This is a genomic window from Algoriphagus persicinus (genome assembly GCF_035156415.1).
GTDB classification, from domain to species: Bacteria; Bacteroidota; Bacteroidia; order Cytophagales; family Cyclobacteriaceae; genus Algoriphagus; species Algoriphagus persicinus.
This window is the reverse complement of sequence record NZ_JAYEEY010000014.1, coordinates 76,489-103,389: the sequence shown is the minus strand read 5'-3', so window position 1 is coordinate 103,389 and position 26,901 is coordinate 76,489. Positions and strand designations below refer to the sequence as shown.

19 protein-coding genes and 1 other RNA gene are annotated in these 26,901 nt (G+C 41.7%); 11 read left to right on the top strand and 9 right to left on the bottom strand.

Annotation, left to right across the window (positions count from 1 at the left end):
• Positions 1–242 precede the first annotated feature (242 nt).
• The gene (locus tag U3A58_RS12640; RefSeq protein ID WP_323823805.1) at positions 243–2,657 is read left to right on the top strand and encodes an alpha-ketoacid dehydrogenase subunit alpha/beta; all 2,415 of its coding nucleotides are present in this window, start codon (positions 243–245) and stop codon (positions 2,655–2,657) included.
• A 494-nt stretch (positions 2,658–3,151) separates the two neighbouring features.
• Entirely contained in the window at positions 3,152–4,729 is a 1,578-nt protein-coding gene (locus U3A58_RS12635) for an NAD(P)/FAD-dependent oxidoreductase (protein ID WP_323823803.1), read from the top strand.
• Positions 4,730–5,142: 413 nt separating this feature from the next.
• On the opposite strand, the gene U3A58_RS12630 is transcribed toward U3A58_RS12635, so the two are convergent.
• Genes U3A58_RS12630 through U3A58_RS12615 form a run of 4 tightly spaced genes read right to left on the bottom strand, consistent with a single transcriptional unit; the run spans position 5,143 to position 9,835 of the window.
• Positions 5,143–5,577, bottom strand: a complete 435-nt coding sequence (locus U3A58_RS12630; RefSeq protein ID WP_323823802.1) for a hypothetical protein — start codon at positions 5,575–5,577, stop codon at positions 5,143–5,145.
• Between the two features lie 56 nt (positions 5,578–5,633).
• Positions 5,634–6,815: a class I SAM-dependent rRNA methyltransferase gene (locus tag U3A58_RS12625; protein ID WP_323823800.1), complete on the bottom strand. Its 1,182-nt coding sequence runs from the start codon at positions 6,813–6,815 to the stop codon at positions 5,634–5,636.
• A complete protein-coding gene (locus U3A58_RS12620) occupies positions 6,802–8,205 on the bottom strand; it encodes a high affinity choline transporter 1 (RefSeq protein ID WP_323823798.1) in 1,404 nt (467 codons plus the stop codon). The genes U3A58_RS12625 and U3A58_RS12620 overlap by 14 nt, the downstream gene beginning before the upstream one ends.
• 10 nt (positions 8,206–8,215) lie before the next feature.
• Positions 8,216–9,835, bottom strand: coding sequence for an ABC-F family ATP-binding cassette domain-containing protein (locus U3A58_RS12615; RefSeq protein WP_323823796.1), 1,620 nt, complete (start codon positions 9,833–9,835; stop codon positions 8,216–8,218).
• 163 nt (positions 9,836–9,998) lie between these two features.
• Between U3A58_RS12615 and U3A58_RS12610 the strand changes: the two genes are divergently transcribed.
• The 3 genes from U3A58_RS12610 (at position 9,999) to U3A58_RS12600 (ending at position 14,503) form a co-directional block, all read left to right on the top strand.
• Positions 9,999–13,103: a PKD domain-containing protein gene (locus tag U3A58_RS12610; protein WP_323823794.1), complete on the top strand. Its 3,105-nt coding sequence runs from the start codon at positions 9,999–10,001 to the stop codon at positions 13,101–13,103.
• Between the two features lie 159 nt (positions 13,104–13,262).
• Positions 13,263–14,270, top strand: coding sequence for a UDP-glucose 4-epimerase GalE (gene galE, locus U3A58_RS12605; RefSeq protein ID WP_323823792.1), 1,008 nt, complete (start codon positions 13,263–13,265; stop codon positions 14,268–14,270).
• Between the two features lie 53 nt (positions 14,271–14,323).
• Positions 14,324–14,503, top strand: a complete 180-nt coding sequence (locus U3A58_RS12600; RefSeq protein ID WP_323823790.1) for a hypothetical protein — start codon at positions 14,324–14,326, stop codon at positions 14,501–14,503.
• A 190-nt stretch (positions 14,504–14,693) separates the two neighbouring features.
• Here U3A58_RS12600 and U3A58_RS12595 read toward each other — a convergent pair whose 3' ends face one another.
• Positions 14,694–15,365, bottom strand: coding sequence for a hypothetical protein (locus U3A58_RS12595; protein WP_323823788.1), 672 nt, complete (start codon positions 15,363–15,365; stop codon positions 14,694–14,696).
• A 67-nt stretch (positions 15,366–15,432) separates the two neighbouring features.
• Between U3A58_RS12595 and U3A58_RS12590 the strand changes: the two genes are divergently transcribed.
• Entirely contained in the window at positions 15,433–16,428 is a 996-nt protein-coding gene (locus tag U3A58_RS12590; RefSeq protein ID WP_323823786.1) for a LuxE/PaaK family acyltransferase, read from the top strand.
• 186 nt (positions 16,429–16,614) lie between these two features.
• Here U3A58_RS12590 and U3A58_RS12585 read toward each other — a convergent pair whose 3' ends face one another.
• The gene (locus U3A58_RS12585; RefSeq protein ID WP_323823784.1) at positions 16,615–17,772 is read right to left on the bottom strand and encodes a sigma-54-dependent transcriptional regulator; all 1,158 of its coding nucleotides are present in this window, start codon (positions 17,770–17,772) and stop codon (positions 16,615–16,617) included.
• Between the two features lie 17 nt (positions 17,773–17,789).
• Positions 17,790–18,200: RNase P RNA component class A (gene rnpB, locus U3A58_RS12580), an RNA gene on the bottom strand.
• 119 nt (positions 18,201–18,319) lie between these two features.
• Here rnpB and U3A58_RS12575 point away from each other — a divergent pair.
• Together U3A58_RS12575 and U3A58_RS12570 are read left to right on the top strand one after the other, a co-directional pair.
• Positions 18,320–18,799 (top strand): DUF4442 domain-containing protein, encoded by a 480-nt coding sequence (locus tag U3A58_RS12575; protein WP_323823782.1) that lies wholly within the window; start codon positions 18,320–18,322, stop codon positions 18,797–18,799.
• Positions 18,800–18,838: 39 nt separating this feature from the next.
• Complete coding sequence (locus U3A58_RS12570) at positions 18,839–19,402, top strand: DUF3109 family protein (protein WP_323823781.1); 564 nt, start codon at positions 18,839–18,841, stop codon at positions 19,400–19,402.
• Between the two features lie 353 nt (positions 19,403–19,755).
• On the opposite strand, the gene U3A58_RS12565 is transcribed toward U3A58_RS12570, so the two are convergent.
• Together U3A58_RS12565 and U3A58_RS12560 are read right to left on the bottom strand one after the other, a co-directional pair.
• Complete coding sequence (locus tag U3A58_RS12565) at positions 19,756–20,958, bottom strand: PQQ-dependent sugar dehydrogenase (protein ID WP_323823780.1); 1,203 nt, start codon at positions 20,956–20,958, stop codon at positions 19,756–19,758.
• A gap of 180 nt (positions 20,959–21,138) precedes the next feature.
• Entirely contained in the window at positions 21,139–22,146 is a 1,008-nt protein-coding gene (locus U3A58_RS12560; protein WP_323823779.1) for a glycoside hydrolase family 43 protein, read from the bottom strand.
• A gap of 304 nt (positions 22,147–22,450) precedes the next feature.
• On the opposite strand from U3A58_RS12560, the gene U3A58_RS12555 reads away from it, so the two are divergent.
• The 3 genes from U3A58_RS12555 (at position 22,451) to U3A58_RS12545 (ending at position 26,824) form a co-directional block, all read left to right on the top strand.
• Positions 22,451–23,794, top strand: coding sequence for a Gfo/Idh/MocA family protein (locus U3A58_RS12555; protein ID WP_323823778.1), 1,344 nt, complete (start codon positions 22,451–22,453; stop codon positions 23,792–23,794).
• Between the two features lie 433 nt (positions 23,795–24,227).
• A complete protein-coding gene (locus U3A58_RS12550; protein ID WP_323823777.1) occupies positions 24,228–24,398 on the top strand; it encodes a hypothetical protein in 171 nt (56 codons plus the stop codon).
• A gap of 14 nt (positions 24,399–24,412) precedes the next feature.
• The gene (locus U3A58_RS12545) at positions 24,413–26,824 is read left to right on the top strand and encodes a TonB-dependent receptor (RefSeq protein WP_323823776.1); all 2,412 of its coding nucleotides are present in this window, start codon (positions 24,413–24,415) and stop codon (positions 26,822–26,824) included.
• Positions 26,825–26,901 lie beyond the last annotated feature (77 nt).

The following is a 26,901-nucleotide window of genomic DNA, read 5'->3' as shown; positions in this document are numbered from 1 at the left end:
GCTTTTTTGCTAAATGCTTGGTTTCTAGTGCACAGAGTTTTTGTTTTTCCTGCTTCTATTATTAGATATTAGTTAAATTTCAAAATTTTATTCCGTTTTAGTTTGATAATAACATGGCTTTCGAAATTTTTAATTGAAAATTAATAATACTGAAATTTGCATAGAAATTTGATTTGGCTATTTTTGAATGATAGATATGATGAACCAATCAAAACCCAAATAACTTTAGTAAATTAACCTTTATGTCAGAAGTTCAATCAGTTCCAAAAAACCTGAATTCTCCGAATCTCTCTAAAGAAGCAATACTTGAAGACTTCCGAGTCGCTATGATTAGTAGGCATGCATCTTTAGTTGGTCGGAAAGAGGTATTTATGGGAAAGGCGAAGTTCGGAATTTTTGGGGATGGTAAGGAAATTGCCCAAATAGCGATGGCAAGAGCCTTCCAGCTTGGAGATTTTCGCTCAGGTTATTATAGAGACCAGACATTTATGCTGGCAATTGGTGAGTTGACAATACAACAATATTTTTCTCAACTATACGCACATGCCAACGTAGAGGCAGAGCCTGCCAGTGCGGGACGTCTGATGAATGGCCACTTTGCTACGCGATCTCTCCATGAGGATGGAAGCTGGAAGGATTTGACCAAATTGTATAATTCTGCAGCAGATATTTCACCCACAGCCGCTCAAATGCCTAAACTTCTTGGGCTGGCATATGCTTCAAAGTTATTTAGAGAAAATAAAGGATTGAAGGAGTTGAAGAACTTTTCTGTCAATGGAAATGAAGTGGCCTGGGGTACCATCGGAAATGCATCTACCTCTGAGGGAATGTTTTTTGAGACTATCAATGCTGCCGGCGTAATGCAAGTTCCTATGGTAATTTCCATTTGGGATGACGGGTACGGTATTTCTGTGACAAATGAGTTCCATACTACAAAAGGCAGTATTTCTGAGGCATTAGCTGGATTTGAACGTACAGATTCGCAGAAAGGAATTGAAATTATCCGAGTGAATGGATGGGATTATGAGGGGTTGCTAAATGCCTATGTGGAAGCTGGCGAGTTGGCAAGAACCTATCATATTCCAGTAATGATTCACGTGCTGGAGATGACTCAGCCACAAGGACATTCCACTTCAGGTTCGCATGAGCGATATAAAGATGCAAAGCGACTTCAGTGGGAGAAAGATTGGGATTGTATTTCCAAATTCAGAGAATATATTTTGAGCAATAAAATTGCCAATGCAGATAAATTAGACAAAATAGAAGCTGAAGCCCAAGCTCTGGTAAAGCAAGAAAAGGAAGCTGCTTGGGCCAAGTTTTCCAGCGAAATAAAAAATGAATTGGTTGAAGCTGTCACGCTACTTAGAGCAGCTGCTCTGCAAAGTACCAGAAAAGTTCTCATCAATCAGCTCGCTGAGGAGCTTTCTAAGACAATTAATCCAATACGAAAAGATGTCGTGGTAGCAGTGCGGAAAGCGCTAGTGATATTAAGATTGGATACTCCTGCTGTGAAGGCAGAATTGAAAGCCTGGTATGCGAAGCAGTCGGATTTGAATTTCGATAGGTATAACAGCCACCTCTATAGCCAATCGGAATGGAGTGTATTGAATGTGCTGGAAGTTCCTGCTATGTTCAATCAAAAGGCTCCTTTGGTTGATGGGAGGGAAATTCTACAGGCTTATTTTGATATCACCCTAGCCAGAGATCCTCGCTTTTTTACGTTTGGTGAGGATGTAGGTAAAATTGGTGACGTGAATCAGGCTTTTGCAGGTTTGCAGGCAAAGCATGGTGAGCTGCGGGTTTCAGATACTGGGATACGGGAATGTACGATTATAGGTCAGGGGATAGGTACTGCTTTGAGAGGTTTACGACCGCTGGCAGAGATTCAGTACCTAGATTATTTGCTTTATGGACTTCAGATGCTAGCAGATGATGTGGCCTGTCTTCACTATCGTACCAAAGGAGGTCAAAAAGCTCCGATGATTGTTCGTACCCGTGGCCATAGATTGGAAGGTGTATGGCATTCTGGTTCTCCTATGGGTATGATTCTTTCTACGTTGCGTGGGATGGTCGTGTGCGTGCCTAGAGATATGACGCAGGCAGCTGGAATGTACAATGCGCTGTTGAAATCTGATGAGCCTGCCATTGTCATTGAATGCCTGAATGGCTATAGACTAAAGGAGAAAATGCCTCTGAACCTAGGGGAATATACAGTTCCATTGGGCAAGCCGGAAGTGCTTAGAGACGGTTCTGATGTGACTCTAGTGACTTATGGTTCTATGTGTAGAATTGTGATGGAAGCAGCATGTGAACTCGCAGAAATGGGTATAGAAATAGAAGTGCTGGATGTGCAAACTCTATTGCCATTTGATGTCCATGGGATCATAGGAGAATCCATCAAGAAAACTAATCGAGTGATTTTTGCTGATGAGGATGTACCTGGTGCAGGATCGTCTTTTATGTTACAACAAGTAATTGAGGGGCAAGAAGTGTTTCGATACTTAGATTCTGAACCCCTAACTATTACAGCTAAAGCACATAGGCCGGCATATTCTTCCGATGGAGATTATTTCTCCAAACCAAGTGTGGAAGATGTAGTGGAGAAAGTATATGCGATGATGAGTGAGGTAAATCCTAAAAAATTCCCTACGATATAAGCGGAATTTCCATTCAGTAATCAGATGATATATGCGTCAATGTGAGAGGGTAAGGGGTTCGCCTACTTACACGCAGGGTATTATATCCTTATCCTTGGATGTCTGCCGTACCTCGATGATTTTGACAGGCAGAACAACTATGACAGTAATCTTCAAGTTAATTATTTACCTGTCTCCATGCTATCAAGCTTGGCTTACTGGGAGGATCTACACAGCCTAATTAACTTATTAAATAGCCCCATATTCTGAAGACCAATTTGAGCAAGTGCGAAATAGTCTGCTTGAAACCTATTACATAATCCGGGTTTAACGTTGTGCCTGCCGGGACGAGAGCAGGCTTCAAACTTCGGTGCAGTTCTTGGTAGAATCCATCCTCAATTCCCTATACTTAAGCTTCTACACCTAAATCCAGCTGTCTGCACTGATGGAAACAATAGTGAACAACTTTAATACCCTATCTTTGCAATCCCCTTTTTAAGGATAACTACCTTACAATGAAAAAAGAATTCAACTTACAATTGAGCCCTCAGGAGGCATATGACCCTATCGCTTTTCAGGAAATAGTACGCAAGAAAGCTGGCCTTCCAGCAGATTCAAATGAGGCGATTGCCAGGCAAGTAAAACGTTCAATTGATGCTAGAGGCAGAAACGTAAAGGTGAATATTCAGGCTGAACTTTTTATCAAAGAAACTCCTCCAGCATTGCTTGATCACAAGCCGGAATACAAAAATGTAAGTAACGAAGACCCCATTATTATTGTAGGTGCTGGACCAGCTGGACTTTTTGCAGCACTTCGTGCAATAGAGCTTGGAGTAAAGCCAATTGTGATTGAGCGGGGAAAGGATGTTAAATCAAGGCGTAGAGATCTTGCGGCAATCAATAAAGAGCATATCGTAAATCCAGATTCCAATTATTGCTTTGGTGAAGGTGGAGCAGGTACCTATTCTGATGGGAAACTTTACACCCGATCTAAAAAACGTGGTGACATTCGAAGGATCATGGAAATCCTTGTGGCACATGGTGCCACCGAAGAGATATTAGTGGATGCACATCCTCATATAGGCACGAATAAACTTCCAAAATTGGTAGAAGACCTTCGGGAAAGTATCATGCAATTTGGTGGAGAAGTAGTGTTTGGCACCCGTGTGGAAGATTTTATATTGGAAGGAAATGAGATCAAAGGGGTAGTGACACAGCATGGGGATAAAATCACGGGGAGGGGGGTGATTCTGGCAACAGGTCACTCAGCCCGGGATATTTTTCAATTACTCCATAGCAAGCAAGTCACCATTGAAGCGAAGCCATTTGCATTAGGAGTGAGAATAGAACATAGCCAGGATCTTATCGACAGTATTCAATACCATTGTGGTTTAGATCGAGGGCCATATCTGCCGGCTTCAGCTTATTCCCTTGTTCATCAGACAGAATTCAAGAAAAAACAACGAGGGGTTTTTAGTTTTTGCATGTGCCCGGGTGGTTTTATCGTTCCAGCGGCCACTTCTCCAGGAGAATTAGTGGTAAATGGCATGAGCCCAAGTCGCAGGGATGGGAAGTTTGCCAATTCTGGAATTGTGGTTTCGGTGGAGTTAGAAGATTTACATGAATATCAAAAGTTTGGCCCATTGGCCGCTATGGAGTTTCAGGCAGCTATTGAGAGAAAAGCTTGGGAGGCTGGAGGTAAAACCCAAGTTGCTCCAGCTCAACGCATGGTGGATTTTGTCGAGAAAAAAGTAAGTTCCAGTTTGCTCGACACATCCTATCAACCAGGCCTGAATTCAGTGGAAATGAGAAGCGTGTTGCCGGATTTTATTTCAGAGCGTTTGGCTATGGCTTTTAAGGCTTTTGGTAGTAAAATGAAGGGTTATTACACCAATGATGCTCAGTTGATCGGACTAGAAAGTAGAACCTCTTCGCCAGTTAGAATACCACGTGACCGTGTTTCATTTGAGCATATTCAAATCAAGCGGCTTTATCCTTGTGGAGAAGGTGCTGGATATGCAGGAGGAATAGTGTCTGCAGCAATGGATGGGGAGAGATGTGCTGAGCGTCTGATTGAGGCTTATGTGAAGTGAGGGGAAAATTGTTAAAGGTTAAAGGTTAATTGTGAAAAGTTTAAGAATTAGTACTTAAATCCGGGGAGAAAATATCACTCAGAACAATTTTGTCAATTAGAGATAGCTCTTCTATTAGCAGATGGTTAGTTTTAGTGCGCGGAGGGAGGTCGCAGCAGTGGGCCAGGCGGCTGGTGTGTGCGGTGGAAGCTTTGCTGCGACTTGGCTTTTTGGTCCTTTTGGCCCAAGCCAAAAGGACATAAAGAAATGAAGAGACTTAAATAAAAGGCTTGAATATGTTGAATGCAGAAGATTCCTTTTAAGGTTTGTATCCTAATTTTAGGGGGACTTTCCATAATGCATATGGTTTAAAAACAGAAAGAGATAACATATCAAACGTTACCTCTTTCTGTTTTTTTTGACCCGTGTAAACCTTATCCAATCCAAGTAGTCCAAGGAAGTCTGGACAGAATCAATACCAATCCAATGGCATACATCATGTAGATGCTTCTGAATTTAGAACGTGAAGTTCGCAGTTTTTTTGCCCGGATGTAGCCAACAGATATTACTACTATCGCGATAATATTGATCAAGGGATGCTCCAGTGCAATCAATCTTGCCGCCGGGTCCGACATGGCTGAGCCTGATTTAAGCATTTCCAAACCCAATGGGCTGATAAAGTAAAGAATCAAACCTACCAACAGTTGGATGTGGGATAGAATAAATGCGATCAACCCAATTTTTCGATCTTTCTCCGTGAATTCACGATTTGAGAGTGATCCGATGAGCATGTAAATAATGACCACTACCAAGGCAAGCAAAGCCAGATAAGCGATTCCAGAATGAAGATGTTGTATTCCTGTGTACATAGTTAGATTTGATTGACTAAGCGAAAATAGGGGAAAAGAGGATAGAAACCCCCGAATTACTCCACAAAAAGCACTAAGCCTTTGAGGTATTCTGTTTCGGGGTGGAAAATATTGATAGGATGATCAGCAGGCTGAGTGACTTGATGTAGAATTTTTACTTTTCTGCCACAATCCAGTGCTGCGGCAGTGACGGTATTTCGGAAAAGTGCCTTATCCACTACCTGACTACAGGAGAAGGTAAATAGAATTCCACCCGATTTGATTTTCTTCAAAGCTTCCATATTCAGCCGCTTGTACGCTTGTACTGCATTATGTCTTGCTTTTATGTTTTTGGCAAAAGCAGGGGGATCCAATACGATTACATCATAGTCATCTCCGATTTCTCGGATGAACTTGAACACATCGGCCACCTTGGATTCATACTTTCCTTGGATCTCCGGGTTCAAAGAAAGATTTACCTCAGTCAATTCTATTGCTTTGTTGGAAATATCCACGGAATGAACTTCCGCTGCCCCTTCCATTAGTGCTAAAACAGAAAAGCCACCAGAATAACAGAAGGTATTTAATACTTTTTTGCCTTTTGAATAGGAGGCAAGCAGTTTTCTGTTTTCCCGCTGATCGATAAAAAATCCGGTTTTCTGTCCCTTTTCCCAATCAATTTTATAGGTCGCTCCATATTCTTGCACTAAATCAGTTTTCGGCTGACCAAGCACCCATTCATTGGAAGTGATATCCAGATTCTTTGGCAAAGTCTCAGCACTTTTGTCGTAAACGCCTGAGATCTGATCTCCATAAACCCATTTGATTGCTTGGGCGATTTCCTTCAGATGAGCGTGCATCCCAATCTCATGCGCTTGAATCACAGCGGTTCCGTTATAAAAATCCACTACCAACCCTGGTAGTAAATCTCCTTCACTATGGATCAACCGGTACACATTAGTCTCTCCATTATCTGCAAGTCCTAGGCTTTTTCTTAAAGAGAGTGCTGCCGCAATTTTCTCATTCCAAAAGGCCTGGTCGATTTCCCGCTCTTCGAAGGAAATGATTCGAACCATAATGGAGCCTTCGGCAAAGTGGCCTATTCCCAGAAACTCATCTTTCGAAGATACTACGGTAACCAATTGACCATTTTCAAGGTCTGCGTCTTTTTGGAAAATAGCTCCAGAAAACACCCAGTGATGCTGTCTTTTCAGAGAGATCTCTTTACCGTGTTTGAGTATGATTTTAGGATAGTTCATGTGTGACTTGGGGTTTATTGGGGAAAAGCAGGCTTCCAGCTATCATAGCAATGGCACTAGCAAGTAATCCGTAAATGTGAGAAGAAATTTCCGGCTCAAAATTGTCAATAATCAAATAGGTAAGCATCCCAATGATCATGGATAAGATTGCGCCGACTTTTGAAGACCTTTTCCAATATAATCCCGCGGTCAATGGGACGAAAAGTGATACCAATAAGAGTATAGATGCACCAGCAACCAATTCATAGATGTTGGAATCCTGTATTGCCATCATTACCGAGACAACAGCCACTGCTAGCACATTGATCCGTAAGATCCAAAGTAGGTAACGATCTGTAAGCTTGTCCTTACCCTTGAAAAGTGGCTTGATAAGGTTCTCGGAAATCAAAGCTGCAGGAGCAAGAACTCCCGAGCTGGCTGTACTCATAATAGCTGAAATCAATGCACCAAAAAAAATGATTTGTACGGGCATGCCTCCATGAGCCAAAACCATGGATGGCAACAGCATTTGTCGGTCTTCTAGGTAAAGTTCTGGGTAGAGTGCCTTTGCGCCAAGCGCAATAAAAAGTGGCAACAGTCCAAACGTAAGATAAAAACCACCGGCCAAGTAAGTGGATTGGACCGCTACTTTCTCTGATTTGGAAGACATCACCCGCTGGTAGATATCCTGACTGGGAATACTGCCTAGCCCTAGAACCACCCAGGCGCCAAAGTAATTGATCCAAGAATTCAATCCAGGATCCGGAAAGAACTGAAAGCTTTCTGCCGGAGCGGAATCCAAAATAACCCCAATCCCTCCTGCTTCTTTTGTAACTAAGACTGCTACAACGATCAACCCTAATACAATCATCAGGGTCTGGATAAAATCCGTGATAGAAATCGCCCACATGCCTCCGAGAAATGTATAGATCACTACGATACTGGCAGCGATAAGTATTCCTTCTGTGATACTTAATCCGGTGACTGTACCCAATATTAGACTCAGTGCAACCAACTGAGCAGCCACATACCCAAAGAAAACAGGCACCATAAATACAGTGGAGAGGAATTCTACTTTGTTGCCATAGATTTTCTTAAATACATCCCCTATGGTGAGTACACCCATGCGGTACATGGGGCGGAGGTAAAACATGCCAAAAAGAACTAAACAGAGCGCTCCCCCAAAAGGATCTTCTATCACTCCCTGAAGTCCTTCCTCTAAGTACACAGAAGATGCGCCGAAGATAGTCTCTGATCCAAACCAAGTTGCGAACAGGGCGGATGCGGAAAGAAATAAAGGGAGCGAACGACCTGCCAAAACAAAGTCCTTCGACCCCTTTACGAATTTTGAAGCCCAGGCACCGATAGCGATGGTGATCGCCAGATAAATTATGATTGCGGTGAGAAGCAACTAATCGAAGTTAAGACTTAGCGTACATCTTTTCCCTCAACGCTTTGATTTCCTCGCTTTCAAGATAAGCTTCATAAGGCATCCTCCTATCAATCGTTCCGTTTGGAGTGAATTCTAAAATTCTGTTTGCAGAGGACTGTACAAAAGCGTGGTCATAAGAGGACATCAATACAGTGCCGGTAAACTCAATGATAGCGTTGTTGAATGCAGTAATGGACTCCAGATCCAAATGGTTGGTAGGTTCATCCATGACCAGTAGGTTCGGGTTTTGAAGCATCATCTTGGAGATCATGCAACGAACTTTTTCACCTCCGGAAAGTACTGAACACTTCTTCAGTGATTCCTCTCCAGTGAAGAGCATTCTTCCCAAGAAGGTTCTCACATAGGCCTCTTCCTGATTTCCGGAGAACTGCCTTAGCCATTCGATCAGGGAAATATCTGTTTTGAAAAATTCAGAGTTATCATTTGGCAAGTAGGCTTTGTTGATGGTAACTCCCCATTTGAAACTTCCTTTGGTAGAAGGGGTTTCTTCCATGATCGTTTGGAAGAATTTATTTACCGCCTGTTTGGTCTTGGAGATAAAAGCAATTTTATCGCCTTTGTCCACCATTAGATTCACATCGGTGAAGTAGGTCACTCCATCAGCTTTCAATTCCAGGTTTTCGGTCATGAAAATCTGATCTCCAGCTTCTCGTTCAGGTTTGAAAATGATGCCTGGATATTTTCTCATCGAAGGCTCAATCTCATCGATGTTCAATTTCTCGATCATCTTTTTTCGTGCCGTTGCCTGCTTAGATTTGGCGACGTTGGCAGAGAAGCGATCAATAAAAGCCTGCAATTCTTTTTTCTTATCCTCAGCCTTCTTATTGGAATCAGAACGCTGCTTCAATGCGAGCTGAGAAGACTCGTACCAGAAGGTATAGTTACCTGAGTAAATTTTTATTTTCCCAAAGTCAATATCTACAATATGAGTAGAAACTGAATCCAGGAAGTGTCTATCGTGGGATACTACGATCACCAGGTTTTTGAAATCCAACAGGAAATTCTCCAGCCATTCGATGGTGGCCGCATCCAAATCATTGGTAGGCTCATCTAGAATCAAAATATCCGGATTTCCGAAAAGTGCCTGAGCAAGTAACACCCGTACCTTCTGATTTCCCGCAAGATCTTTCATTTGCATATAATGCAGGTCTTCGGTGATCCCTAGACCGGAAAGCAGGGCTGCTGCATCTGACTCGGCGTTCCATCCATCCATCTCAGCAAAATCAGCTTCCAATTGAGAAGCAAGCAAACCATCTTTTTCGGTAAAATCCTCCTTCATGTAGATGGCATCCTTTTCCTCCATGATGGCATAAAGTGTCTTGTGTCCCATAAGGACAGTTTTCAAGACTTCGACTTCATCAAAACCGAAGTGATTTTGGCTTAGGACGGCCATTCGCTGACCAGGAGTGATACTGATGCCACCACTGGTACTATCCATTTCACCGGAAAGAATTTTCAAAAAAGTTGACTTTCCAGCGCCGTTCGCCCCGATCACACCATAGCAATTGCCAGGATTGAACTTTAGGGAAACTTCATCGAAAAGGGTTCTTTTTCCAAATTTGAGGGATAGGTTATCTACTGATATCATACAGGTGTTTCTTCTTTTTTGAGGCGCAAAGATAGGGATTATATATGTGAAGACTTAGTGATTCCCAGGCTTTGAAGGGAGAGAATTCTGGTTTGTGATAGAGGGGATGCTTTATTTTTCTCAGTTCGCTATATTAGGATATTGAAGTAATTTCTAATTCTGGATGGAGAGAATTTACCGTATTGTTTATTTAGTACTGTCACTGCAATTTCTTGCCCTGGCATCTTATGGCCAAATCTCTACCATTGGAAAGGAGTTTTGGGTGGGTTTTATGGACAATAACCGTATTCTCCCAGGGGCGCCTGATCGGGCAATGTTAGAAATAACAGCCATCGAAGAAGCAACTATTACTATAGAATATTTTGGGCAGACTAGAACTGCCACCCTAGGACAAGGAGAAAGATTCAATTTGATCGTTGATTCCCAGGATATTGATTTACTCCATAGGTTCTCTAATAGGGTGGAAAATAAAGGAATTTACATCAGTTCTTCGGGAGATTTGTCAGTTTATGCTTTTAATGAACGGATTCGTAGTGCGGATGGCACGGTAGTATTGCCAATAGGAGCCTTAGGAAAAGACTATTTGGTCACTTCTCACTTCGAGAGACTTACTCATCCCGTCGAATACGATGGTAATGTTGATAATGAAAGCAGTCTGTTAGTAATTGCCACAGAAGATAATACACAAATAGAAATCACTAAAAGCAATGGTTCAGCACCTATTGAAATAGCATTAGATCGCGGTCAAAGCTACCAGATTAAAGATAGATTTGACCTGACTGGTTCCCGGGTCAGAGTGATAGGAGATGATGCTAATTCATGTAAAAAAATTGCTGTGTTTGGAGGGAACAAGTGGACATCAGTGGGTAATTGTGGCGCAGCAAATGACAACCTTTTTCAACAAGCATACCCGGTAACCACTTGGGGAAACTCCTACATCCATGTATCATTAGAGGGTAGGACATCAGGTGAACTGGTGAAAGTACTGGCAGCTGAGTACAACACTGAAGTATTCGTAAATGGCAACAGCCGGGGTGTAATAGGCGCTGCTAAGTTTCTGACCTTGCATTTCAAAGCCGGTGAGACAGTTTCCATTAGTACTTCTAAGCCATCTTCGGTCACTGTGTTTTCCAAAAGCCAAGGATGTAATCAGATCGGGGATCCAAAATATGATCAAGGTGATCCATTTATGATTACCTACAGTCCAAATCAACAATTGCTGAAGGATGTGAAGTTTTCTGCTCTCTCATTACAGTCCATTCAGTCGCATTATGTAAGTATTATTGTTCCATCTGGAGCACAGACTACTACTGTTTTAGATGGAAGAAATATTGGCGCTTCCTTTTCACAGGTTCCAGGAAACTCCGCGTTTTATTTTGCCCGACTTCTTATTTCCCAGGGAGTGCACCAGTTGTCAAATCCAGAAGGTTTTATTGCTTATGTATATGGATTTGGGTTCTTGGAGTCTTATGGGTATGCAGTGGGAGCGGCTTTGGATAATTTGAATTTTGAAATTATAGCTGAGTATGATTTTGAAGTGGACGGTGATCGTGTAGCCTGTCTTGATCATGAAGGAACGTGGAGTATTACACCCGAAAATGAAGCATTTACTTATTTCACCTGGGATTTTGGTGATGGTTCTACTCTCCAAGAAGGTCAAGAAGTGACTCATATATTTGAAAATCCCGGGATATATGATGTGACCGTCACTGCTTCCATCAGTCCCAATACCTGCGATCAACAGGAAGAAGAGACCTTTAAAGTAGAGGTACTAGAATCTAAAGCAGAACTGCTAGGGCCACAATCAGTATGCCCTGATGTGGAAGAATTGGTTTATAAGCTCAGTTCACAAGAAAATATTAAGTCTGTAAGTTTTGAAGTGGAAGGTGGAACGATTGTTCAAAATTATGGGGATTCAGTTTTAGTCAAGTGGGGACCGGCCAATCCAACTGCAAAAATCATCGCTACTCTGATAAGTACCAATGGCTGTTTGGTTGAGCCTATTTCTTTGGATGTGATTATCAATATTCAGCTGGATGCAGAAGATCCTATTGGAAATCTGGATGTTTGTTTTGATCCGCTCACTACACATTTCTATTCCGCACCTAATCCTTCATTAGGTCGTGGATATGAGTGGATCGTATCTGGAGGAGAAATTATTTCCGGACAAAATCAACCTACGGTTGAGATCAGTTGGAACGTATCTGGGACTACTGGGACGGTTACTTATTCTACTTATAGCCTAATTGATCAAGCATGTGAAGGAACCTCAAATTCGCTGCAAGTGAAAGTAGAAGAGGAATTTTTGCTTACTGTTGGCAGTATAGAAGATGTGAAATGTTTTGGGGAAACTAACGGAAAAATAGTGCTTGCTATCCAAGGCGGAGTAGCGCCATTTGAATTCACTTGGTCTCATGATCCTGATTTGAATTCGTCCACCGCAGACGAGTTACCTGTAGGAATCTATTCTGTCGCCGTATTAGATCAATTAGGATGTGAAAGAGTAATAGAAAACCTGGAAATCGCAGAGCCACCTTTGCTGGAGGTTGCCACTTATATTGTGCAGGGGGTGAGCTGTTATGGGAAACGCGATGGAGTTTTAAATCTGTCTGTAATAGGTGGCACGGCTCCTTACACGATTGAGTTAGAAGATGGAATTGAATTTACGGGTCAATTGAATTTGACTGACGTGACCCAAGGTATTTATGAACTTGTTGTGGTAGATCAAAATGGTTGCTCTGTACCACTTAATTTTGAGATCACATCTCCTGCAGCTTTAGATGTGGATGTGAGATTGACCAAACCAGCCTGTCCTGGCGGCAGTAATGGTGAATTGTTTGCCTTTCCAGCTGGAGGCAAAGCTCCCTATATCTATTATTGGGAGGAGGAAAATGCCACAAATAACACACTTACCGGTTTATCTAAAGGAGCCTATTCTATCTCCGTCTTAGATGCTACAGGTTGTGTAAGTCTAGGAATTGGATTGGTATCAGAGAAAGCTCCGGACGTACGAATGCCAACGGGTTTTAACCCGACGAGAGATGGAGGTCTGTTTGCAGGTGTATCAAATTGTGAAATCAACTTTAACCTTTGGGTTTTTAATAGATGGGGGCAGTTGATTTACTCAGGCGCAGAAGGCTGGAATGGATTGGTGAATGGAGAAAAGGCCAGTCCAGGAACCTTCACTTTCATGATGCAGTATAGCTTTCCCTTAGATGGGGAGATTAAGACTGTGGAAAAGCGGGGTAATTTTGTTCTAATTAGATAGCCTACCCTTGGAGTCCTATCTATAATAAGTCAGTTTGCTGATACCAACAGCATTACGCTGAGTATGGAAATTGATAGATTCCAGGACTAACTCTTATCATAAAAGAATTCGATAATCCATCCTTTTGGATAGTTTTGTATAAGCAAACTTTTATACCAAATGAAAAAGATTTTAATCACAGGAGGTGCCGGATATATTGGTTCTCATACTGCAGTAGAGTTGGTTAAATCAGGATTTGAGCCGATCATTATTGATGATTTGTCCAATTCTGAGTCTAAAGTATTAGATAGACTGGAAGAAATCATCGGCAGAAGACTTACTTTTTATAAGGGAGACTGCAGTGATCGTAATTTGTTAGATCAAATAGCGTCAGAGCATGAAATATCGGGTGTTATTCATTTTGCCGCTTTCAAAGCTGTGGGAGAAAGTACCATGGAGCCATTAAAGTATTACCGGAATAACATAGGCTCCTTGTTGACACTACTTGATTTCATAAAGGCTAAGCAAATCAAAGATTTTGTTTTTTCATCTTCCTGTACCGTTTATGGTCAGCCGGAATTTTTACCTGTGACAGAGGAGACACCAAGACAAGATGCAGAAAGTCCCTATGGTAATACAAAGAAAATCTGTGAGGATATTTTAGTGGATTTAGTAAAAAGTCAAGCTGGAATCCGGGTAATTTCTTTGCGCTATTTCAATCCGGTAGGAGCACATCCAAGCGGGAAAATAGGGGAGTTGCCTATTGGAACTCCGGCTAACTTGGTGCCCTTCGTGACTCAAACTGCCGCAGGAATTCGTGAGAAGCTTACTGTGTATGGTGATGATTACGATACGGAGGATGGATCTTGTGTTCGTGATTTCATTCATGTAATGGATTTGGCAGACGCTCATGTGAAGGCTTTGGCTTACTTGGGAGAGCAGCAGGATGATTTCTATGACGTATTCAATGTAGGAAGCGGAAATGGAAATACCGTTTTGGAAGTGATCAGAACCTTTGAAAAAGTGAATCGCATAAAAGTGAACTTTGAAATTGGTCCAAGAAGACCAGGAGATATTGTGAAGATCTGGGCGGATACTACCAAAATCAATTCAATACTTAAGTGGTTTCCAAGTTATTCGCTGGAAGATTCTTTGAGAGATAGTTGGAATTGGCAGAAGGCATTATAATTATGTTAGCTCACAAAAGCACATAAATTCTTAAATCTTCAGATATAACCGCTTTGGCACCGCTTCCCATTAAAAACACTGATGAAATCGAGCATCACTCAACGTCATACAGAGGTATAATTATAAATCATGCGAGATTCTCCCGATCCGCCGCGGCGGACGGGACAGGCTATCCCGTTTCCTTCGTCACGGGACAGGTTATGACCTTTAAAAGACAAATTATAATCATGTGAAATCGAGCATGACTCAAGCGTCACACACTGGGATGAATATCTACCATGCGAGATTCCATCTGACCTTTGAAAATCAAAATATAAACAGATGAAATCGCATTTCCAGCCAGAAGGACACATGCGTTCAGCCTGACAATTATCACTGAGCTATGCCCTCTGTGAAAACAGACTTTTAGAAAAAAGCTTTGTTTTAAGGCCGTGTGATTTGCGAGAGAGTCACCTCAGGGCTGAATACTTCGTTGCTTCTGTTCAGCGCCCTATCTTGAATCTCCACAGCGATTTGTAGCGTATCTGTCCTGAAAATAGATTGCCAGCCTGAGGATAGCATCCCGTATCTGATATTACCTTCTACAGCTTGCCCAATATCAGAAGTCAGGATTCTAGGAAACCGTCCATTAAAAGTAGTAAAGAATGGCGGATCCTGCCACTTGAACTCTGTGAATTGACCATTTCTTTTGATGAAGAACTTTACGAAAATATTGAACTGATTTGGATTCTGTTTTACCCAGATAGTATCCTTCACTACCTTATTGTTGACGATTGGATCAACTAACCAGTCTATTGGATTGTACGAAGGTGCTGTTTGTGGTCTAGTACTATAGGTGATTAATTCACCGTTTGAGTCTCGCTGGAAGTCCACATCCTGAAAAGGTGGATCATCATCTGTAGCTGATAAGCCCAGATCTCCCTCTGCATCCTGAAAATCTATCCCAATAATCAAGGAATCTGCACCTGAAGTAGGAACATATTCAATTGATTCAAAGGAGATCTTGGGTACTGAAGGGAAGTTATCCGGCGGACTTATACAGGCTAGTGTGCTGACCAGCAAAAAGAATATTCCTAAATAGCTTTTTAAACGCATAGGGCGAAAGTAAATTTACCACCAAATTAAACCAATACTTTGGTTGGTTGTTGCAAAATATAAAACGATGCAGGATTTTAAAAGTTTTTCAAGTAGGTTAAGAGATTTGAAGGTAGAAGAATTTGAAAATCTTGCGCTACAACTTTTTCAATACCAGTCACAAGCAAATCCAATTTACAGGAAATATCTAGAGGCGCGTAAAGTAGATAAGGAATCGGTGAAATCCTTGGATCAAATTCCTTTTTTACCCATTCGCTTTTTCAAAGATCATAAAGTAGTATCTGGAATAGAGGATCTTTATACAGATTATTTCTCCAGCTCTGGCACTACGGGCATGGTCAGCAGCCGACATTTCATTTGGTCAGAGCAATGGTACTTAACTCATGCTCAGCGCATATTTGAGGGTTTTTTCGGTGAGTTAAATAATTTTCATGTATTGGCCCTTTTGCCTGCCTATCTGGAAAGAAAAGGAAGTAGCTTAGTAAGTATGGCTGACCATTTCATTCGTGAAAGTAAATCAGCGCATTCAGGTTTTTATTTGTACAATCATGATGAATTGATCGAGAAAATAGAGCTGCTAGCCAATGATCAACGCAAGGTATTACTGCTGGGAGTGACTTTTGCGTTGTTGGATTTGGCAGAATCGGGAAAAAGTTTTTCACCATCTGCTAATCTCCTTGTCATGGAGACTGGCGGCATGAAGGGTAGGAGAAAGGAAATGGTTCGAGAGGAAGTTCATGACATACTCAAGCCTTTTTTCGGTGTTGATGTGATTCACTCTGAATACGGAATGACCGAGCTGATGTCTCAGGCATATTCAAAAGGCCGGGGGAGATATACCTTACCTAGCTCCATGCGCGTTATGCTTAGGGATGTGAACGATCCATTTTCTATTTCACAGCGATCCCAGGGTGGAATCAATGTGGTTGATTTGGCAAATTTTCATTCCTGTGCATTTATAGAAACGCAGGATTTAGGAAGATTTGATCAAGATGGAATGCTGGAAGTACTTGGGAGATTTGACAATAGCGAAATTAGAGGCTGTAATCTCTTGGTGCAGTAATTGCTATCTAACTATTTATTGAACATATTTGAACAGAACAAAACTTAAAAGATGAAAAAATTAGCCACTGCAGCATTATTGATTGGAATATTAGCATTGGGAGCATGTGCTTCCAGTAAACCATGTCCAGCTTACGCCAAAGCGCCAACTTCTCAGGACGCCAATAGCTAAAAAAAATACGCCGACTTAATAGTCAGCGTATTTTTTTATGTCTTCCAAGCTAATTTCAGCTTCGCCTAAAATCACCAGTCTTTCTACCACATTTCGTAGTTCACGGATATTTCCTGTCCATGGGTATTCCTGTAGTTTTGCCAGAGCAGCTTTACTGAAGCTTTTTTTGGCATCTCCATTTTCCTGAGAGATATCATCCAAAAATTTATTTACAAGTAAAGGAATATCATCTTTTCTATCTTTCAGCGCAGGCACCTGAATCAGAATGACACTCAATCTGTGGTACAGATCCTCTCGGAATCTATTTTCTTCAATTTCTTTTTTCAGATCCTTATTTGTCGCAGCCAGTACTCGCACATCTACTTTGATGTCTTTATCAGAACCGACACGGCTGATAAGATTTTCCTGTAGAGCTCGTAATACCTTAGACTGGGCAGAAAGTGACATGTCTCCGATTTCATCCAAAAATAACGTACCGCCTTGTGCTTGCTCAAATTTCCCCTGACGTAGCTTGTGAGCTGAGGTGAAAGCCCCCTTTTCATGACCAAAAAGCTCACTTTCTATGAGTTCTGAAGGAATGGCTGCGCAGTTCACTGCGACAAATGGCTCTGAAGATCTGTTACTTTTTGCATGCACCCAATGGGCTACAAGCTCCTTTCCTGTTCCATTAGGACCTGTGATCAGAACTCTGGCATCAGTGGGGGCCACTTTTTCAATCGTTTCCTTCACTTGATGAATAGCCGCTGATTCTCCTATCATATCCAGTTTCTTGGATAGTTTCTTCTTCAAAACCTTCGTCTCTGTCACCAAATTCTTTTTCTCCAACGCATTTCTTACAGTAAGCAACAGGCGATTGAGGTCAGGAGGTTTAGGAATAAAATCAAAAGCTCCTTTCTTGGTCGCCTCCACCGCAGTTTCTATGCTTCCATGTGCGGAGATCATAATGAATTGGGGTGCTTTCTCCAGAGCCTTTGCTTTCTCCAGCACTTCTAGGCCATCCATTTTAGGCATTTTGACGTCGCATAGGACCAGATCGTAATCTTCTTCCTGCAATTTGGACAATCCTTCTTCGCCATCCTGCGCTTCGGTAACAATGTATTTCTCATATTCTAAAATTTCGCGTAGGGTAGCGCGGATGACTTTTTCGTCATCGATAATCAATATTTTCGACATAGTTTCAATATAAAATAAAAAAGTGCAAGTCTATAAGCCGGGTTCTGTTTCCTCTTCTATTTCTAGAATCAGTTTCTTGCCATTTATCTAGTCCCAACTTCGCAATTGGGATCCATCGATCTACCCGTTCCGCATAAAAGCGAGCAACTTTTCCCGGAACTGAATCCGACGCGGAACCTATTTGATCTTTCAACCCATAAGGTTTGCCATGCCTTTGACATCACTGCCAAAGCGGTGGGCTCTTACTCCACCGTTTCACCCTTTCCCATCGACTTGCCTAAGCTTGCCGAAGGGTGGTTTATTTTCTGTTGCACTAGCTGTAAACTGACCGTCACCAGTCAGCCCCCTTCCCGTTAGGAAGTATGGCGCTCTATGTTGTCCGGACTTTCCTCTCTCCAAATTAGGACAGCGACAAGACGACTTGCACCTTGCAAAGTACGGTAATTTCTAGCTATCGGTTTTACAAATGTGGTTTAGGAAATTATCGATAATAAATGTGATATCGTAAGTCGTTCTTTTTCTGAGGCTTTTGACTTATCTTTTTCAAATGGATAGTAGGAAAAGCAGGAAGTTTAGAAGACTTATTAGACTGATCAATTGGTATCCTCCGTATTTGTTTAGCGGGATCAAGGTGATCGATTATGCAGCTGATTTCTCCATGTTTCGCACCAAACTCAAACTTACCTGGTACAATCGGAATTTAATTGGGACTGCCTTTGGTGGATCTCTTTATTCCATGTGTGATCCATTTTTCATGTTTATCCTAATCACTCAGCTAAATGATGATTACTTAGTTTGGGATAAGACAGCAAGTATTGAATTTGTAAAACCTGGGAAGGAGACTGTTTATGCAGAATTCCAACTCTCACCAACCCAAATTTCTGAGATAAAGATGGCCGTTGATCGTGATGGTAAGGGGGTTTTTGAATTTCCCTGTGAAGTAAAGGATAGGGAGGGGAATATCATTGCCAAGTTGAGGAAAGGTGTGTATGTGCGAAGAAAAGAGGTTGGGAAGCTGCATGCCTAGCGCTTGTTTGCTTACCTTTGCAGGCAAACGAAAAAGAACATGATTATAGTAGGTGATACCGTGCTCTCGGATGAAATTAAGGAGAATTTTTTTGTTTGTGACCTAGAGGCTTGCAAGGGCGCTTGCTGTGTGGAAGGCGACGCCGGTGCTCCTTTGGAAGATGAGGAAACCAAGATCATCGAAGACATTTACCCTATCGTGAAAGACTACATCACTGAAGAGGGGCGTCAGGCTATCGCAAAACAAGGAACTTGGGTAATCGATAAGGATGGAGATAAGGGAACTCCTACTATCGGCGACAATAGAGAATGTGCCTATGCCTTATATGATACAAGAGGAATTCTGAAATGCGGTATTGAGCAGGCTTACCTCGATGGTAAGATTACTTGGAAAAAACCCATCAGTTGCCATATGTACCCAATTCGTATCACCAAATACGATCAATTTGATGCATTGAATTATGATCGCTGGCATATCTGCGACCCAGCCTGTCAACTTGGATCTAATTTGAAGGTTCCGATTTATAAATTCCTGAAAGATGCACTCACCCGGAAATATGGGGAGGCATGGTATGCTGAATTAGTGGAGGAGATAGAGGGGTAAGTTGATTTGAAATTCCAAGTATTTTCACCGCTAAGAGCCCTTAGAAACCAGAAAGTGCCTAATAGCATTCTCCTTGATTGCTGATTTTGTAAATCGAAAGTAGAATTTTTTCCCCAATGACAAAATAGAGGCGAAAAAATAGTACTCATTTGTTCTAGTTGCCCTATAGGGACTGACGCTTGATAGTTTTCTATTATTTATGTGGGTTTGGCTGTGCCGTCAAGTAGAGCGATAGCGAGGAATTAAAATCAATTCCAAGCTTCGATAATAGCACAAATGCGAGAGTAAATTGATAGAAATAAGTCGGACAACCTGCCTGAAGCAGGCAGGGTTGAGCCAACTAACATTTGAGCCTACTCATACTCAAGCTTATAGATTTTATCATCAAAGCCACAGATATACAATTCCTGATTTTGGTCTATGCCAAAAGATGAGATAGGGAAATCTGCATTCAGCAATTCTGTATTGACTGGGTTTGCTGGATCACTGCCATCCAAAGTCCAAATTCTTCCCGACACGTAATCTGCATAGATATATAGTCCTTCCAATTCTTCCAAGATAGCACCTCGGTAAACAAAACCTCCTGTGATGGATATATCGCCCTGAGATCGGTCATATTCCCAAATTGGCAATTCAAGCCCTTCCTGATTACAATCAGCCGGCGAGAAGCAATGAAAGCCTTCCATTGTGTTCCATCCATAGTTTCCACCTTTTTTCACAATATCTACTTCTTCAAATTTGTTTTGACCCACATCCCCTGTCCATAGCTGCCCATTGAAAGAGTCAAAGCTAAATCTCCAGGGATTGCGCAAGCCATACGCATAAATTTCCTCTCGGAAGCCTTCTGAATTATCAACAAAAGGGTTGTCCTCAGGAATTGAATAGTTGGTTGATCTATTTTGCTGGTCAATGTCTATTCTTAAGATAGTACCTAATAAGGAATTTCGATTTTGCCCATTTCCTTGAGGGTCTCCACCACTCCCTCCGTCACCAACTGCTATATAGAGATAGCCGTCTGGACCAAATGAAACTTGCCCTCCATTGTGATTAGAATACGGTTGGTCAAATTCTAAAAGCACCAGTTCGCTGGCTGGATCTGCCAGATTAGGATTTGATGTGGAAACACTAAAACGAGAAATTACAGTTCTATTGGGATTAGAAGCAGTATAGTTTACATAGAAAAAGCCGTTGTTTTCATAGTCTGGGTGAAATGCCAGTCCTAATAAACCTTCCTCGTTTCCGGAATCATCCACTCGGTTTTCAATATCCAGAAATTCACCCTTATCGGATGTTCCTGGGTCATTTTGAAGAACTGAAATAACTCCTCGTTGCTCCACCACAAATACCCTATTGGAGTTATCACCTGCATGCTGAAAATCCACCGGTCTGGTGAAAGACAACTGAGGAAAGGCTTCTACTACTCTAAAATCCCCTGATGGATTAGAGCCATTAGTCGAGTTTTCTTGGGAACAAGCCGTACTATAGGATAAAAGTAGGAGTAGGAAGGTGTTGAGATAGGTCTTCATAGTGATAAGGTATTTTGGTTTTTTACTCATGTTGAAATTTTCTAGAGGATCAATAAATGCAATTTGGTTAGACAAGCAAACTTTGTCTGGTATTCCGTACGTAAATCCTATTGTTTAGAATGGATTGGAGCTGTATTTTCTTTGTTTGGTTAATTTAGAACATCCTAAGCGCTCTAGAAATAAAAGGATATTCATCACAACCTATTTGAATTACTTTTTCTCAGGAGTAAACATGCTCAGATCCCACTGATTGTACCAATGGATTTCCATTTCTCCTTCCTCTGTGATGGTAATGGGAAGAAATACATACTCTGATTCAGGTTTACCTCTACCGTTCCAGCGGTCACCCATGTAGAGATAAGCGTCTTTGTATCCCGGTATTTTGAAAATAAAACACGGTTGCGAATTGAATGAATTGTTACCTGCATCGCCGATAAATGGATTGCCATGCTTGGTGTATGGCCCCATGATATTTTCCGCAGTATAGTAAGTCGCCGGATTGGGAGTCCAACCAGAACATCCGCTGGTAAGTAGGTAGAATTTACCGTTTTTTTTCAAAATTCCTGGCCCTTCGCAATGCGCCTCTATGTCCACATCATTGGCGGTGGTAGAGAGATAATCTGCAGACAACTCTACCATTCTGACAGTTTGGTTGATATGGTCTGCTGCATAGCCAATGTACGCTTTCTTAGTGTCAGGCTCGAAGTACATTCCTATATCTCGCGATTCATGTCCATTTGGTCGATAGTGATCTTGTACTACAAACGGACCGGTTGGATTGTCACTTGTTGCCACCCCCAGCTCGGCAGTACGATAGGCGGAATTGTCAAAGTGAAACCACATGACATACTTTTTATTTACTTCGTCATACACCACTTTAGGCCTTTCAAAAACCTCTATTTCCCCCTTCTCCAACACCACACCTTCATTTTTCCAATTATACAAATCCTTCGAAGAATAGCAGGAGGCTCCTCTGGGAGTACCTCGATGCTCCCCATACCAATAGTAGGCCTCCTCTGATTCCACATAAATGATATTGCCACCATGACTATCTATGTGTACTCCATCATCTGCAAGCCATTGGCCTCCGGGTTTGAAGGAAGTATATTTAGTCAGTTGCTGAGAAAACAGGCTGGTAGTTGAACTTAATATAAACAGACTGATAATAAGTAGTTTAGCAGACCAAGAAGAGGTGTTTTTCTTTGGTTTGAATTTCATATTTTGGCGTAATTAAGGTGTATTTACTGAAAGTCTAATAACCCAGTTCTGGTTCGACAGGCTCGTCAACCGTGGTTTTTTACAGAGTACTTTCGGGAAATAAACACTTACATCTAGGAACAGCAATGGACTTTTAAAATTTCCTCAACGAATTTGTTTACAAGCTAAACAAAATTTACTTTGGTAATAAGTAAATTATCAAATTGATAATTGTTTAAAGTTATCCGTACATGTAAGTTTATGAACAGTTGGACTATTTTTTCAATAAATTGAAATCAATCACAACCCAAAATAGAATTATAAAATGAAGAAGGAAAAATCAAGAAGAGCTTTTATTAAAAAAACTGCCATTGCGAGTTCGGCAGTGATGGTGCTGCCTACCTTTATCCCAGCTTCAGCTTTTGGAGCAAATGACCGAATTAATGCGGCGGTCTTGGGAATTAATGGCAGAGGAAAAAGCCATATTCAGGGCTTTATGGCACAGAAGGACGTCCAAGTAACCACCCTTTGCGATCCGGATATGAATCTCCTACGGGAAGGTCAAAAAAGCTTTAAAGAGAAATATAAAGTAGATGTGGCCTTGGAACAAGACCTTAGAAAGGTAATGGACAATAAGGACATCGACGTTGTAGGTTTAGCTACCCCAAATCATTGGCATGCATTGGCAACGATTTGGGCATGCCAGGCAGGTAAGGATGTGTATGTGGAGAAACCAGGTTCCCATAATATTTCCGAAGGTCGCAAGATGATAGAGGCGGCGACAAAGTACGATAGGATTGTACAGCATGGGGTTCAATTACGGAGCTCTCCAGCAGTGCAAGAGGCGATAGAATTAATGAGAGATGGCTACATAGGAAGAGTATATATGGCTCGGGGTCTTGTTTTTAGAATGCGTGGCGATATTGGTGACAAGGGGAATTCTCCAGTTCCGGAGGGATTGGATTATGACTTATGGACTGGTCCAGCGCCTAAAGTACCATTTACACGTAATCTGGTCCATTACAATTGGCACTGGCATTGGGATTATGGAAATGGCGATGTGGGCAATCAGGGAATCCATGAAACGGATCTCTGTATGTGGGGGCTCGACGTCGGATTCCCTACCAAGATCACTTCTATGGGCGGGAAATACCTGTGGAACGACAGTAAGGAAGTACCCGAAGTATTGACTTCTATCTATAACTATCCAGAGGAAAATAAAATCATCCAGTTTGAAGTGAGACCATGGTACACCAACGCTGAAGGTGGGGCAACCGTGGGAAATATTTTTTACGGAGATAAGGGGTATCTAGTGGTAGATGGCTATGACAAGTATAAAACCTTCTTGGGTAATGACGGTACTCCGGGAAAATCAGGTGATGATGGTGGAGCTGCAGCCTCTGGTATGGATAGAGGAGCGGGAGGGACAGATGGTCACTTTGCCAACTTCATTGAGGCAGTGCGCAAGCATGATAAATCTATCCTAAACGGACCGGTAGAAACCGCGCATCTTTCGTCTGGCTTGGCACATTTGGGAAATATCGCCTACAGACTAGGACGAGTTTTGGACTTTGATCCTAAGTCAGAGACGTTTGTGAATGATTCTGAAGCCGATGCTATGTTGACTCGTGACTATAGACCGGGATTTGAAGTTCCTGATCAAGTCTAGAGAACTGTTATTAATTTTTGGCTACTTTAAAAACCTGTCAGAGCATATTTCTGACAGGTTTTTTTATGGATTCCCTTACAGTTTCACCATGCAACTCTATTTTTTGACAACCGAAAAGGCAAACCATTGAAATGGTTTTTGGATTGGCTTAGAATCAAATAGTTATTTGATAAACCGTCGTAGAAGAATGGCTTTAGCCGTTTTATAGCTTTTTTACTTAAAATAGACCTAATTGCTGAATATTGACTTTTACCATTGAGTTTTTTATCATCAACAATGACCGCCAATAGATCGCGTAAGGTTTCATTCACTACATCAAAAAACACGTTGCGAAAACTCTGTGCACTTCGTGGGCTTGTGGTGAAATCAATCTTTTCCTTATAATTCAGCAAAAATTCTAATTTCCTACCAAATTGCCTACTTTATTTACTGGATGAAATCAATCTACTTTATAGTAGCACGTTTACTGGTCACCTCCAGCGCATGTGCGCAGGGTTCCAAGGCTCTTGAGTTGGTGAAAAAAGCTTTTTCTCTGAAATTTACAGCTGCCAAAAAAGTAACATGGCATACGGAATCTGCTACTGAATGGGAAGCTATTAGATAAATAAGAGATAGAAGATGATGAAGATTAAAAACTGGTTTCTAATTGTATTTCTACTGTTGCCTCAAGTACTTTTTGCGCAGGATAAAAAAGTAACCCTATCGGGTAAAATCATGGATAATGCCTCGAAGGCAGGATTGTCCTATGTAAATGTAGTGCTGAAAACTGCCACGGACACCAGCTTTATAACTGGTGCTATTTCTGACGAATCTGGTCATTTTACGCTAGTTGAGGTGGTTCCGGGAGACTACGAAATGGAAGTAAGCTTTATGGGCTATGAGACTATTCGAAAGGGCGTTTATGTGGGGTCAAGCTCAGCATTTCTGAATCTGGGAGAGATTTTGATGTCCGGCTCTTTTCAAGAATTGGGTGGGGTGGAAGTAGTTGGACAACAGGAGGCTGTGAGCACTAAAATGGACAAGAAAACCTATGATTTAGGTCAGAATATCAGCCAAAGTGGAGGCTCCGTTCTTCAGGCTATGTCCAATCTTCCGGGGGTAACTGTCCAGGATGGCAAAGTTCAGATTCGGGGAAATGACCGCGTAGCTGTAATGATCGATGGAAAGCAGACCGCTTTGACTGGATTTGGTAATCAAACTGCTTTAGACAATCTTCCTTCTTCTGCAGTGGAGCGAATCGAAATCATCAATAATCCATCTGCAAAATTTGATGCCAATGGTAATGCAGGCATCATCAATATCATTTTGAAAAAAGAAACCCAAGAAGGATTCAACGGGAAAGTTGGACTAGCGCTGGGATTAGGGGCACTTTGGGAGAAAAAAGCAAACCTTCCGGACATTAGACCTCAATATCAAGGTACTCCAAAAATCAATCCTTCGATATCACTGAATTACCGCAAGAAGGATGTGAATTTCTTCCTTTCGGCTGATAATCTCTACACACAGACACTGAATAAAAATGAGTTTGTCTCCCGGACTTATAATGATGGAACTGTCATCAATCAGCAGCTCAAGCGAAACAGAAATACCAATTTTCTGACCACCCGCGCAGGGATGGATTGGACGATAGACCAATCAAATACGCTGAGTATTTCAGGACTTTTCGGAAGTGAAAAGATCATTGACAGAGGCGATCAACCTTTTTTCAATAGAGATTATTCAGAGCGATTACGGCTTTGGCAGTTCTTAGAAGATGAGCTCAAGACAACTGTGATGGCTACGGCAGCTTACAAACATAATTTCACAGATCCGGGGCACAGCCTTTCTGCTGGATTTAATTATACTTTTCACCGGGAGGATGAGCAGTATTTCTTTACCAATATTCTACCTTCCTCTTCAGGTGAAGATGCTTTCAAATTGCTTTCGGATGAGAATGTAGTGGATGTGACACTTGATTATGTGAAGCCTTTGAAAAATGGTCGGTTGGAAACGGGTATGAAATTTAGAGGGCGTTGGATTCCGACCAATATGCAGTTTTACCCAGGTGAAAACTCCCCGATTGATTCTCTGGCCGGTGGAGCTGCAACCTACAAGGAAACGATTCCTGCAGTTTATGGCAATTACGTTTTTGAGTCCAAAAAAATGGAAGCTGAAATAGGATTGAGACTGGAATACATAAAGCTGAACTATGAAGTAAATCCAAATCATCCTACCTACAAAAGTGATGGCTACAATTACTTCCAGCCTTTTCCAAATACTCGTATTTCCTACAAAATCAATGAGTTGAATAAAGTCACAGCATCTTACAACAGAAGAGTGGATAGGCCAAATGAAGTGGATATTCGGATCTTTCCGAAGTACGATGATGCGGAGATTATCAAAGTGGGTAATCCTGCCTTGAAACCTCAGTTTACCAATTCCTACGAACTGGGATGGAAGACAGGATGGAGTAGCGGATCGCTGTATTTGGCTGCTTATCACCGACAGGTGGATGGTACGATCACCAGGATTTCTAGCACTTATGGAGATAGCAAATTGATCTACGCCATCTTCCAAAATGCTGCAAAAAGCTATACTACTGGATTTGAATTGATTTGGGATCAGGATGTAAATGATTGGTATTCATTTGATTTAAACCTGAATGGATACCACAATCAGATCGATGCATTCAAGGTGCAGAACCTCTACCCTGAGCCAAACACTTTCACTGCAGACAAGCAGAAGAATTTTTCAGGAAGTGCAAAATGGAATTCGAAATTCAAGTTCTCGGAGAATTTCACAGCACAGTTAACTGCCATTTATCTGGCACCTGATATCATTCCCCAAGGTAAAATTCAGGAGATATTTACACTGGATATGGGGCTGAAAAAGGCGATCCAATCGGGTAATGGAGAGTTGTTTTTTAATGTGACTGATCTGCTGAATACCATGGTGATCAATAAGATGATAAATGGTAATGACTTCAGCTACACGAGTGCTGATTATTATGAGACGCAAGTATTCCGAGTTGGATATAGTTATAAGTTTTAAGGGGTTTAGCTGACTTAACCATGACATAAAAAAGCTACAGGAAATAGGCTGTTGGCACCGCTGCAAGATACCCTAGC